11 protein-coding genes and 1 pseudogene are annotated in these 13,065 nt (G+C 52.1%); all 12 read left to right on the forward strand.

Annotation, left to right across the window (positions count from 1 at the left end):
• Positions 1-131, forward strand: a pseudogene (locus OEL57_RS16835) (response regulator); the annotation flags it as partial.
• A gap of 26 nt (positions 132-157) precedes the next feature.
• Positions 158-2,290, forward strand: coding sequence for a chemotaxis protein CheA (locus OEL57_RS08305; RefSeq protein ID WP_300739537.1), 2,133 nt, complete (start codon positions 158-160; stop codon positions 2,288-2,290).
• Positions 2,290-2,898, forward strand: a complete 609-nt coding sequence (locus tag OEL57_RS08310; protein ID WP_300739539.1) for a CheR family methyltransferase — start codon at positions 2,290-2,292, stop codon at positions 2,896-2,898. Before OEL57_RS08305 ends, OEL57_RS08310 begins: the two co-directional genes overlap by 1 nt.
• A gap of 17 nt (positions 2,899-2,915) precedes the next feature.
• A complete protein-coding gene (locus tag OEL57_RS08315; RefSeq protein WP_300739541.1) occupies positions 2,916-3,512 on the forward strand; it encodes an MBL fold metallo-hydrolase in 597 nt (198 codons plus the stop codon).
• Between the two features lie 35 nt (positions 3,513-3,547).
• A complete protein-coding gene (locus tag OEL57_RS08320) occupies positions 3,548-6,712 on the forward strand; it encodes an MCP four helix bundle domain-containing protein (RefSeq protein ID WP_300739543.1) in 3,165 nt (1,054 codons plus the stop codon).
• A gap of 296 nt (positions 6,713-7,008) precedes the next feature.
• On the forward strand, positions 7,009-7,500 hold the full coding sequence (locus OEL57_RS08325; protein ID WP_300739545.1) for a chemotaxis protein CheW: 492 nt from the start codon (positions 7,009-7,011) through the stop codon (positions 7,498-7,500).
• Positions 7,501-7,503: 3 nt separating this feature from the next.
• On the forward strand, positions 7,504-7,872 hold the full coding sequence (locus OEL57_RS08330) for a response regulator (protein WP_300739547.1): 369 nt from the start codon (positions 7,504-7,506) through the stop codon (positions 7,870-7,872).
• 5 nt (positions 7,873-7,877) lie between these two features.
• The gene (locus OEL57_RS08335; RefSeq protein WP_300739549.1) at positions 7,878-8,750 is read left to right on the forward strand and encodes a CheR family methyltransferase; all 873 of its coding nucleotides are present in this window, start codon (positions 7,878-7,880) and stop codon (positions 8,748-8,750) included.
• Positions 8,751-8,754: 4 nt separating this feature from the next.
• Positions 8,755-9,819: a protein-glutamate methylesterase/protein-glutamine glutaminase gene (locus tag OEL57_RS08340; protein ID WP_300739551.1), complete on the forward strand. Its 1,065-nt coding sequence runs from the start codon at positions 8,755-8,757 to the stop codon at positions 9,817-9,819.
• A gap of 24 nt (positions 9,820-9,843) precedes the next feature.
• Entirely contained in the window at positions 9,844-11,103 is a 1,260-nt protein-coding gene (locus OEL57_RS08345) for an EAL and HDOD domain-containing protein (protein WP_300739553.1), read from the forward strand.
• A 114-nt stretch (positions 11,104-11,217) separates the two neighbouring features.
• Positions 11,218-11,976 carry a 3-deoxy-manno-octulosonate cytidylyltransferase gene (kdsB, locus tag OEL57_RS08350; RefSeq protein ID WP_300739554.1) on the forward strand — a complete coding sequence of 253 codons (759 nt, stop codon included), beginning with the start codon at positions 11,218-11,220 and terminating at the stop codon, positions 11,974-11,976.
• Positions 11,977-12,014: 38 nt separating this feature from the next.
• On the forward strand, positions 12,015-13,065 hold a 1,051-nt coding region (locus OEL57_RS08355), incomplete at its 3' end, for a CTP synthase (protein ID WP_300739555.1).

The following is a 13,065-nucleotide window of genomic DNA, read 5'->3' on the forward strand; positions in this document are numbered from 1 at the left end:
TTGTCATGCTGACCACAGAATCGCAGGACTCTCGCAAGGCAGAAGGTAAATCTGCCGGGGCCACCGGCTGGATTGTCAAACCGTTCAAGCCGGAGCAGCTAATCGCGGTTGTGAAAAAAGTTCTGGGATAACCAAAGCGAACGTTTTCGGAGATACCATGTCCAGTCCTCAAGAACAACATATCGCCACCTACCGCGAAGAAGCCTCAGAACTGCTGGCTGAACTGGAGACCTCCCTGCTTGAACTGGAGGAGAATCCCCAGGACAATGACCTGATCAACCGGGTCTTCCGGGCCATGCACACCATTAAAGGCTCCGGCGCCATGTTCGGCTTTGACGACATTGCCCGCTTTACCCATGAGGTTGAGACGGTCTTTGACCAGGTCAGAAACGGCAAGATGCAGGTTACCCGCTGCCTGCTGGACCTGACCCTGCAGGCCCGGGACCAGATCACCGCCATGCTTGACGCATCAGCAGGCGGCCCACCGGCTGATGAGGCCAATGGACAACGGATTATTGAAGGCCTGCAACAACTGCTGCCCCAGGCAACTCAACTAAAAGCAGAGCCTGTTGTAAGCAGCCCCCCAAAATCATCTGAGGCAGAGATTGCACGCACCTACCGTATCCGCTTCAAACCACTGCCAGAAATCATGCTGGGTGGTACCAATCCAATCAGCCTGCTGAACGAGCTGCGAGATCTTGGCGCATGTGAAGTAATGGCCCACCTGGACGCCATCCCTTCTCTTGAGCAGATGATCCCGGAGCACTGTTACTTGTATTGGGACATTATTCTGACCACCAGTCGGGGCATCGAGGCGATCAAGGATGTCTTTATCTTTGTGGAAGATGACTGCGACCTCACGATTGATCTGATTGATGACGGAAACGTTCCTGATGCTGACGCCAGCTACAAAAAACTGGGTGACATCCTGGTTGAACGGGGCGATCTTTCACCGGTGGAGATGCAGAAGATCCTCTCCATGCAGAAACGGTTTGGCGAGATTCTGGTTGAGCAGGGACTGGTACCGGCCTCAAAGGTTCAGTCTGCCCTGATGGAACAGCAACAGATCAAGCAGGCCCGTCAGGAGCGGACGGCAACAGCAGCTCCGGCAGCTGCCGAGGCAGCCCTCTCCATCAGAGTTCCTGCTGAACGGCTGGATCACCTAGTCAATCTGGTGGGCGAGCTGGTCACCGTTCAGGCCCACCTGACCCAGATCGCCGGTAACCGCCACGACAATGAAATCAGTGCTGTGGCAGAAGAAGTGGAACGACTGATCTCGGAACTGCGGGACACCACCCTTAACATGCGGATGCTGCCGATCGGCTCCACCTTCAGCAAATTTAAACGACTGGTACGGGATCTTTCGGCAGAGTTGGGTAAAGAGATTGATCTGGAAACCACCGGTGCAGACACAGAACTGGACAAGACCGTCATAGAAAAACTGAACGACCCACTGGTTCACCTGCTCCGCAACAGTATTGATCATGGCATTGAGATGCCTGAGACCCGCAAGGCAGCCGGTAAATCTGCCAAAGGAATTGTTCACCTGGCAGCAGAACACTCCGGCGACAGCGTACTGGTTACCATTCGCGACGATGGCGCCGGACTGAATAAAGAAGCAATCCGCGCCAAAGCGGTTGAACGTGGCCTGATTACCAGCAGCACAGAAATGACCGACAAAGAGATCTACAACCTGATCTTTGCCCCTGGCTTCTCCACAGCCCAAAAGGTTACCAGCGTATCAGGCCGCGGTGTAGGCATGGATGTGGTCAAAAAGGCCATTGAAGCACTGCGCGGCACCATCGACATCAACAGCACCCCTGGCAAAGGTTCCCTGATCACTCTCAAGATCCCGCTCACTCTGGCCATCATTGAAACCCTGCTGGTGCGGATTGACCAAAGCTACTTTGTACTGCCACTTACCATGGTGGAAGAATGTATTGAACTGACCCGCGCCGATGTACAGGCTACCCATGGCCGCCATCTGGCCCATGTGCGGGGTGAACTGACCCCCTACATAAATCTGCGTGATGAATTTGAGATAACCACCAGCCGACCTGATATCGAACAAATCGTCATACTTTCAGTCGCTGGGAAACGGATCGGCTTTGTGGTGGATGATGTGGTGGGCGAACACCAGACCGTCATCAAGACCCTGGGCAAACTCTACCGTGATGTGCGGGGTATCTCCGGCGCCACCATCCTGGGTGATGGCACCGTAGCCCTGATTCTTGATCCGGGCCTGCTGGTTCAATCAGTGGCCATGATAGAACAGGAGCAGTTCGGTTAATGGCCTTTACCTTCTTTTTCCGCGATTTACCGGTCCTTGAATATGCCGTTGAGCACACCCTGAAGCTGGCTTTAGGCCGCCTGCGGATCAAGGTTTGGGATGCAGGTTGCGCCCTGGGACAGGAACCGTACACCCTGGCAATCCTTTTTGCAGAACGGATGGGTGATATGGGGTTCAACACCCTCTATCTGGACGCCACCGACTATGACAGTGAAAACAACTTTGGCGATATTGTTACGGCTGCAGAGTACAAATCAGAAGAGTTACAGAGGATTCCAGCAGATATCTTTGGCAAATATTTTGAAACCGTTGCAGATAAACCGGGCTATCACAAGGTCATTGACCGGGTCCGCAACCGGGTCTTTTTCAAATACAATGACCTGCTGAAACTGCAGCCGGTCGGTTCAGATTACAGCCTGATCGTCTGCAAAAACGTACTGCTGCATTTTTCATACGAGCAGCGGATTGAAGTTTTGAAGATGTACCATCGCTCTTTGGCACCCGGCGGTTATTTTGCCACTGAAAACACCCAGAAGATTCCTCAGGAGATTGCGCACCTGTTTAAACAGGTGGCCCCTGATGCGCAACTGTTCAAGAAGGTGGGATAGCAGATGCAGGAAGTATTATGCGGGTAATTCAGCTGGCCAGAAACTCATCAAATTACACCTGCAGAAGTTATCTTTTGCTGGGAGACTGGAACCAGATCGATGCGGTCAACACCCTGATAGACCCAGGCACCGACGGTTACATTATGGAAGAGATCGACCAGATTTACACCGGATGCGGCAAATTTCCGGTTGAACAGATACTTTTAACCCATAACCACTTTGACCATGCAGCTTCGGCAGATCTTTTAAAACAGAAGTACGGTGCCAAGGTATACGGCTGGGTCCCCGGCCCCGGCGTTGACAACCTGCTGAAGGATGGACAGGTCCTGCGGGCTGGCGATGATTATCTGGATGTACTGCACACACCGGGACACTCTTCAGACTCTGTGACCTTTTACTGCCAATCACAGAAACTACTCTTTTCCGGTGACACCCAGCTCAGAATTCGGACCAGCGGAGGCAAGTATACACGGGACTATGTGCAGACCCTGGTCCGGCTGGCACAACTTGAAATTGAACTGGTCTACCCAGGACATGACGAACCAATTAACCACAATGTACGCAGCATTATTGTAAACACCCTGCAGAACGTCAGAAACAGCGAGATTGTCTAATAAACAGATTGCAAACATCAACAGGAGGCAAGAACATGAACAGCATGAGTCTAAAAGCAAAACTGATGACCGGGTTCATTGTAGTGGCGCTGCTGGCCGGACTGATCGGCGGGATTGGCATGTATTTCATCAACCAGATTGCCAAATCAGACACGGTGTTATTTGCAAGCGGTGCTGAACCACTCGGCCAGCTTAGCGAGGTGTCGACCTCCTTCCAGAGAATCCGTGTAAATGCTCGCGATATTATCGGGGCCAGCAGCTCAGCAGATAAACAGAAATTTGCAGAACGGATCAAGGAGTTGCGCAAAAGTATCGATGAAGAAGCAACTCTATATGAAAAGTCAATTGTCAACCAGGAAGCAAAAAACCTATTCGATGAATTCAAAAAAACACGAGCAGCCTACGGAGCACAGCTGGAAAAGATTATCGCCTTGGCTATGGACGATAAGGATGCAGAGGCTACAGCACTCCTGTTTGGCGAGGGTGGCAAGGCATCCCGTGCCGAGCAGGACGTCATCGCCAAGATGGTTGATGCCAAGATCAAGTTCAGTAAAAATATTGCTGTAGAAAATGCAGCCCATGCAAAACAAGCCACCATCTACATGACCATCCTGCTGGTTGTCGGCGTCATTATTGCGATCGGCTTAGGCTTGTTCATCGCCAGCAATGTCATGAAACAACTTGGTGCTGATCCCAAGGAGGTTGGAGAGATCGCCAATCTGGTTGGTGCTGGTGACATGTCCCACGACATCAAGCTGGCCAACGGTGATACCACCAGCGTCATGTACTCCATGAACAAGATGATGGATGCCATCAAGGCGCTGGTTAAGGACGCCAGCATGCTCTCAGAGGCTGCCATTGCCGGCAAACTGGCCACCCGCGCCGATGCATCCAAGCATCAGGGGGACTTCCAGAAGGTTGTGGCCGGGGTCAACGAGACCCTTGATGCCGTGATCGGCCCCTTGAATGTGGCAGCCGAATATGTTGATCGGATCTCCAAGGGCGACATTCCGCCCAAGATTACCGACAACTACAACGGCGACTTCAACGAAATCAAAAATAATCTCAACGGCTGTATGGATGCCATCAACGCCTTGGTTGGTGATGCCAACATGCTGGTGAATGCAGCGGTTGAAGGCAAGCTGGCCAGCCGAGCAGATGCATCCAAGCATCAAGGCGACTTCCGCAAGATTGTACAAGGTGTCAACGACACCCTGGATGCGGTGATTGGCCCCTTGAATGTTGCTGCTGAATACGTTGACCGGATCAGCAAGGGCGATATCCCACCACGCATCACCGACAATTACAACGGTGACTTCAACGAGATCAAAAACAACCTGAACGGCTGTATTGATTCAGTCAACGCACTGGTTGATGATGCCAACCTGCTGGTTGGCGCTGCAGTAGAAGGTAAACTTGCTACCCGCGCTGATGCCAGTAAGCACCAGGGTGACTTCCGTAAGGTTGTTGCCGGTGTTAACGAATGTCTTGATGCCGTTATTGGTCCTCTGAACGTAGCTGCCGAGTATGTTGACCGTATCTCCAAGGGTGATATCCCGCCAAAAATCACCGACAACTACAATGGTGACTTTAACGAGATCAAGAATAACCTGAACGGCTGTATTGACATCATGACCAGCCTGCTGGCTGAAGCTAATCAGGTCATTGCCGCTGCAGCGGATGGTCAGCTGGACAAAAGGGCCAATGTTGATCTGTTTATTGGTGGCTGGAAACAACTGGTAGTCGGTATCAATGAAATCATCACCAACATCGTCAACCCGCTGCGGGTCACTGCCGACTACGTTGACAAGGTAGCCACCGGCGTTATTCCTCCCACCATCACCACCGAATACAAAGGTGAATACAACGTTATCAAGGGCAACCTCAACAACATGGTCAAGATGATGAACGACCTTTTGGCTCAGACCGACATCCTGATCAAAGGTGCTGCAGACGGCGAACTGGACAAGCGTGCCAATGCAGACATGTTTGTTGGTGGCTGGAACCAGCTGGTCAAGGGGGTCAACGACACTGTTGTCAACATTGTCAACCCGCTGCGGGTTACGGCCAACTATGTCGACCGGATCAGCAAGGGTGACATGCCGCCGATCATCACCACTGAATACAAAGGTGAGTACAACGTCATTAAGGGCAACCTGAACAATCTGATTGATGCCACCAACGGCATTACTGCCAATGCCAAGCAGGTAGCTCAGGGTAATCTGATGGTAGAGCTGAAGAAGCGAAGCGACAACGACGACCTGATGGAATCCCTCTCCAACATGGTTGAGAAGCTCAAAGAGATTGTCACTGAAGTACAGTCAGCAGCAGATGCTGTTGCCACCGGTGGGCAGGAGCTTTCCGCCACGGCCCAGACCCTTTCCCAAGGGGCCACCGAGCAGGCTGCCTCTGCAGAAGAGATCTCCTCATCCATGGAAGAGATGTCCTCCAGCATCAAGCAAAACGCTGATAACGCATCCCAGACCGAGAAGATCTCCAACAAATCAGCCACTGACGCCCGTGAGGGTGGTAAGGCGGTTAATGAAACCGTGGCTGCCATGAAAGAGATTGCCACCAAGATCAGCATCATTGAAGAGATCGCACGTCAGACCAATCTCCTTGCACTCAACGCTGCCATTGAGGCTGCCCGGGCAGGTGAGCATGGCAAAGGCTTTGCCGTGGTGGCCTCTGAAGTCCGTAAGCTGGCTGAGCGCAGCCAGACTGCAGCCGGTGAGATCAGTGAACTGTCAGGCCGCAGTGTTCAGGTGGCTGAGGCTGCCGGTCAGATGCTGACCGCCATCCTGCCGGATATCCAGCGCACTGCAGAACTGGTGCAGGAAATCAGCGCATCCAGTAAAGAGCAGGATGCCGGAGCAGATCAGATCAACCGCGCCATTCAGCAGCTTGATCAGGTTATCCAGCAGAACGCTTCAGCAGCTGAAGAGATGGCTTCCACCACCGAAGAGCTGGCTGGACAGGCAGAACAGCTGAAAACAACCATCGCCTTCTTCAGCCTGGACACCCACGGGGCCCAGCGCACTCTGCCCCACCGGCCAGCAGCAACACAGCGTGCGCCGCAGAGCCGTCCCCAGGTAGCCCATACAGCAGCAGCACCACGGCAAGCAAAGAGCGGCGGCGTGCATATCGACCTGGGTGGCAAGGGTAAGGACCACCTGGATGATGAGTTCGAGAAGTTCTGAGAAAGGCGTAACAAAGGCGAATAGCACGCGGATAACGCTGATTTGACGGATTTTCGCGGATTACAACACCATCTAGAAAAGATTTAACGCAAAGACGCAGAGACGCAGAGAAAAACAAATAGATTTTAAAACAGACTACTTGTTTTTTCTCTGCGCCTTTGCACCTTGCTTAACCTCTCTGCGTTAATGTTTTTCCCTGTTGTTAAGCTTTTATCAGCATTCAATCCGCTCAATCCGCGTCATCTGCGGCCCATTATCATGGCCTGTATCTAAGTGTATTTTTTCGGGAGGCGTGCATGAGTGTTTCAACCATAACAGAAACGGTCCAGTACCTGACCTTCAAGCTGGCAGATGAGATCTTTGCCCTTGATGTGGCCAAGGTGCGGGAGATACTGGAGTTTACCACCATTACCAAGGTGCCCCAAACCCCGGAGTTCATGCGCGGGGTAATCAACCTGCGGGGTAGTGTGGTGCCGGTGATTGACATGCGCCTGAAGTTTGGCATGTCAGCCACAGAGCAGACCATCAACACCTGCATCATTGTGGTTGAAGTAACTCTGGATGGTGACACCACCATTCTGGGTGCCTTGGCTGATTCAGTGCAGGAGGTGGTTGAAATGGAGCCGGAACAGATTGAAGCAGCGCCCCATATCGGCACCCGTCTCAACACTGAATTCATCAAGGGGATGGGCAAGCATGAAGAACATTTTGTGATGATTCTGGATATTGACAAGGTCTTTTCTGAACAGGAAATGGCTGCACTGCAAACTAGCGGAACACAGGAGTAACGGGTGAAAACCATCCTGTTGATAGATGATTCAAAGACCCAGCTGCTTAGCGCAAAGTTTACGCTGCAACATGGGGGCTACCGGGTTGAAGCAATTTCTGATCCAGCCATTGCACTGGATCGAATCAAAGAACTGCATCCAGACCTGATCATCACTGACATCAACATGCCGGGCAAAGATGGCATCACCCTTGTCCGTGAAGTACGGGAATTAACTGATTTTTCAACTACTCCACTATTAATTATGAGTACGGATTCACAAAAGCATCTGTTTGATCAGGCAAGGGCCGCCGGTGCTACCGGGTGGCTTATGAAGCCGGTCAAGCAGGAGGATCTGCTTGCGACGATCAAGAAACTGCTGTCCCGGGAGTAAGCCTGATGCATAAAGACAGCGGTCAAGCAACACCACAGCTCTGCAGTATGCGCACCAAGGAGTTTGATCAGTTCAGCGCCCTGATCTACGACGAGGTGGGCATTAAAATGCCACCGGCAAAGAAGACCATGCTGGAGGCGCGGCTTCAAAAACGTCTTAAGGCGCTGGGGATGCATAGTTTTCAGGAATATTCTGATTTTATTTTTTCTCCGGCAGGACGTGATCAAGAGATCATCCACCTGATTGATGTGGTCACCACCAACAAGACTGATTTTTTCCGTGAACCACAACATTTTGATTTTCTGGTGCGGGAGGCAATCCCCACCATGCGGCAGATACGAGGGGCTGGCGACAGCCCCTTAAACCCTTTTCGGATCTGGTCGGCTGGTTGTTCCACCGGCGAAGAACCGTATACCATGGCCATGGTCTTAAGTGACTATGCCGCTGCTAATCACGGTTTCAAATTTTCCATTCTGGCCTCAGATATCTGTACCCAGGTCATCCAGACAGCTTCTTCAGCGGTATACGGTGAGGACAGAACCGACACCATTCCGCTTTCCATGAAAAAGAAATATCTGTTACGCAGTAAAGACCGCAGCAAAGGGTTAGTCAGGATCGCCCCGGAACCGCGTAGCAGTGTCAGTTTTAAACGGGTTAATTTCATGGATGATCAATTTGGCATACATGAGCGCCAGGACGTCATTTTTTGCCGTAATGTAGTAATCTACTTTGACAAGCAGACCCAGGCTGCGCTGATGCAGAAGTTCCATCGTCAGCTGGTTACTGGCGGCTACCTGTTCATCGGCCACTCTGAAACCCTGAATGGCCTGGGGGTGCCCTTTACCCAGGTTGCCAACACCGTCTACCGCAAGGACTAAAACCATGTCAAACAAGATAAAAGTTCTGATTGTTGACGACTCTGCCCTGGTACGCCAGGCTTTGTCAGAGATCCTGTCCAGTGATCCGGGGATAGAGGTCATCGGGATGGCTCAGGATCCTATTGTGGCGGTTCAGAAAATTTCAGAGCAGGTACCGGACGTTATTACCCTTGATGTTGAGATGCCCCGTATGGATGGCATCACCTTTCTGCAAAAACTGATGTCCCAGCACCCGATTCCGGTGGTGATGTGTTCCAGTCTGGCAGAAAGTGGCAGTGAAACCGCTCTGAAGGCTCTGGAATACGGGGCTGTGGATATCATCACCAAGCCCAAAATGGGTACCAAACAGTTTATTGAAGAGTCCCGTATCCGCATCTGTGACAGTATCAAGGCAGCAGCGGCGGCCCGGGTCAAACCGCAGCGGGTAATCCGTGAGGTAAGCCCCAAGTACACTGCGGATGTAATCATGGAAGCCCCCAACGCTAACGCCATGATCATGACCACCGAAAAAATTGTGGCGGTGGGAGCATCCACCGGTGGCACTGAGGCGCTTTCCGTCTTCCTGCAGATGTTGCCGGAAGATACACCGGGTATGGTGATTGTCCAGCATATGCCGGAAAACTTTACCGCTGCCTTTGCCAAGCGCCTGAACAGTATCTGTAAGGTAAGTGTCAAAGAGGCGGAAAATAATGACTCGGTGGTGCGGGGCCATGTCTTGATTGCGCCGGGTAACAAGCACACCCTGCTCAAGCGTAGTGGTGCCCGTTACTATGTTGAGGTTAAAGACGGTCCGCTGGTCTCCCGCCATCGCCCTTCTGTCGATGTCCTGTTCCGTTCTGCAGCCCGCTATGCAGGCAAGAATGCGGTGGGGGTAATCCTGACCGGTATGGGAGACGATGGGGCTCACGGCATGAAGGAGATGCACGATGCCGGTGCGCGTACCATTGCCCAGGATGAGGCCACCTGTGTGGTCTTTGGCATGCCCAATGAAGCCATTAAACAGGGGGGGGCAGACAAGATCCTGCCTCTGGAAAAAATAGCGGCAGAAACCCTGAAATTGTGCCTGTAAGCGTCGTTTTGTATGGTATATAGTATGGCCATGGAACCTGAACTCAAATTTTTTATCGGTCGCCAGCCGATTCTTGATGTCAAACAGCAGATCTTTGGCTATGAGCTGCTCTTCAGAGCTGCCAGTCACCACACAACTGCACAGTTTGAAAGTCAGGCCCAGGCATCAGCATCGGTTATCTCCAGTGCCCTGTCTGATTTCGGTCTGCAGGATGTACTGGGGGACAAGTTCGGATTTTTGAATATCACTGCCGGTGTGCTGCACTCAGAAATGCTTGAGTTGCTGCCGATTGAGCAGTCGGTTCTGGAAATTCTTGAAACTATTGAGCTTGATGACAATGTCCGTCTACGCTGCAGTGAATTGAAGGCCATGGGCTTTAAGATTGCCCTTGATGATCACATTTACGCACCGGAGCACTCTGCCTTTTACAAGATGGTGGATATTATCAAGGTGGATATTATGGCCACCGATCCGCTTGAACTACCCGGCATAGCGGCAAACCTGCGCAAATATCCGGTACAACTGCTGGCAGAACGGGTTGAGACCATAGAAGTGTTTGAGCAGTGCCTGAAATGCGGTTTTGAGCTGTTCCAGGGCTACTTTTTTGAACGACCGGTCATTATCGGCCAAAAACGGATTGATCCTTCCGGCATCGCCATGATGAAACTTCTGCAGCAGTTAAATGAAGACTGGGATATTAATGAGGTAGAAGACACCTTTCGGGAAAATCCCAGCCTGACCTTTAACCTGTTGAAGCTGGTCAATTCCGTTATGATCGGCCTGCGGGAAAAGATCAAAAACATCCGCCACGCCATCATGATTCTGGGCATCAACCACCTGCGGCGCTGGGTACAACTGGCCCTGTTTGCTGGCAAGGATGACCGTGGCCTGAACTCACCTTTGCTTGAAATGGCTGCCGTGCGGGGACGGCTGATGGAACTGCTGATAATGCAACGCACCGGCCAGAGCCGTACCAGTGACCTTGTTGAAACCGCCTTTCTAACCGGCATCCTCTCTCTGCTGGACGCCCTGTACGAAACCCCCATGGAGCACGTTGTTGAGAGCCTGAACCTGTCTGAAGATATGGCCGATGCCTTATTGCGACGAGAAGGACAGCTCGGACAATTCCTGGAATTGGCTGAAAAACTGGAAAAAACTGACTTTGTCGCGGTACAGGAACTGCTTAACACCTTATCCATCAGCCTTGACCAACTGCTGGCAGCCCAACTGGATGCCTTTAACTGGCGTAACAGTATTGTGCAGGGACAACGCCGCTCCTCCTGAGACCTTGACAGTCCTGCTGCTTGAGAGTATTTTCCATGCTTGCTTTTTAGGAGCTGCAGCAGCAATTTCTGTTTTGCCGCAGCCCCTTGACCCTTGCCCCCTGGAAGTATGACCATGCACATTGTTGCCATCATTCCCGCTCGTTACGGATCAACCCGTTTTCCCGGCAAGGCCCTGGCCGATCTGGCCGGTAAGCCGATGATTCAGCATGTCTACGAGCAGACGCTGAAAGCCTCTCTGGTCTCGCGGGCAATCGTTGCCACTGATGACCGCAGGATTGCCGATGTCATCAACCAGATCGGCGGCGAGGCGATCATGACCTCCACAAGTCATGAAACCGGCACTGATCGCTTGGCAGAGGTGGCCCATGGGCTTGAGGCTGATATCATTGTCAACGTGCAGGGAGATGAACCTTTAATCGAGCCAGCCATGATCGATCAGGCCATTGAACCGTTTCTGAACAACCCTGACTTGAAGATGGGTACCCTTAAAAGCCGTGTCAGATGCCTGCACGACTTTCTCTCTCCCAACGTCGTCAAGGTGGTGACTGACAACAATGGCTACGCACTCTACTTCTCCCGCTCTCCCCTCCCCTTTTTCAGGGATAAATGGCAGGATTTGAAGGACGAAGCCTTTGCATCAGGCCGCCTGCTCTGTTTCAAGCACGTAGGCTTATATGTCTTTCAACGGGATTTTCTGCTTGAATACGCTGCCATGCCCCAGACCTTTCTTGAACTTTCAGAAAAACTTGAGCAGCTACGGGCTTTAGAGAACGGAATTAAGATCAGGGTGGTGGAAACTGAATTTGAATCACTGGGAGTTGATACCCCTGAAGACCTGAACAAGGCTAAAGAACGGATAAAACAAGGATAACCATGACTGCACGAGCAAAAGATCAGGAGTCTCTTTCCATGAAAACCAAGTTTATCTTTATCACCGGTGGCGTTGTATCATCCATCGGTAAAGGTCTGGCAGCCGCATCCCTCGGGGCGCTGCTTGAATCCCGCGGCCTGCGGGTTACCATGCAGAAGCTGGACCCTTACATCAACGTTGACCCCGGCACCATGTCTCCCTTCCAGCATGGCGAGGTGTTTGTGACTGATGACGGCGCAGAGACCGACCTTGACCTGGGACACTATGAACGTTACACCTCTGCCCGGCTTTCCAAGAAAAGTAACTTTACCACCGGCCAGGTCTATTTTTCGGTTATTGAAAAAGAGCGCCGTGGTGATTATCTGGGGGGCACCGTACAGGTCATCCCCCATATCACCGACGAGATCAAGAGCAAGATTGTTGAAAATGCCAAAGGGGCTGATGTGGCCATCGTTGAAGTGGGCGGCACCGTGGGCGACATCGAGTCACTCCCCTTCCTTGAGGCGATCCGTCAATTCCGATTTGATCGCGGCACCGGTAACACACTGTATGTGCATGTGACCCTGGTGCCCTACATCCGCACTGCCGGTGAGATGAAGACCAAGCCGACCCAGCACTCGGTCATGGAGCTGCGCAAGATCGGTATCCAGCCTGATATCCTGCTCTGCCGCTGTGATCGTGAGCTGCCCCAGGATATGAAGAAGAAGATCTCCCTGTTCTGTAACGTTGAAGAAAGTTGCGTGATTCCGTCCGTTGACTCAGAGCATATCTATGCCGTACCCCTGGCGCTGAACAAAGAGCGCCTGGATGAGCAGGTGGTTGAAAAGCTGAATATCTGGACCAAGCAGCCAGATCTGACCCCCTGGCAGGATGTAGTTGAAACCCTGCGCCATCCAAGTCATGGTGAAGTACGGATCGCCATTGTCGGCAAGTATGTCAACCTGACTGAATCCTATAAATCCCTGGCAGAGGCGCTGACCCACGGCGGCATTGCCAACGACTGTCGTGTCTACCTCAAATATGTGGATGCAGAGAAAATTGAAGAGAGCGGCGTAGAAGGCTGGCTGGATGATGTGGATGGCGTACTGT

The organism is Trichlorobacter sp. (genome assembly GCF_030247655.1).
Taxonomy (GTDB): domain Bacteria; phylum Desulfobacterota; class Desulfuromonadia; order Geobacterales; family Pseudopelobacteraceae; genus Trichlorobacter.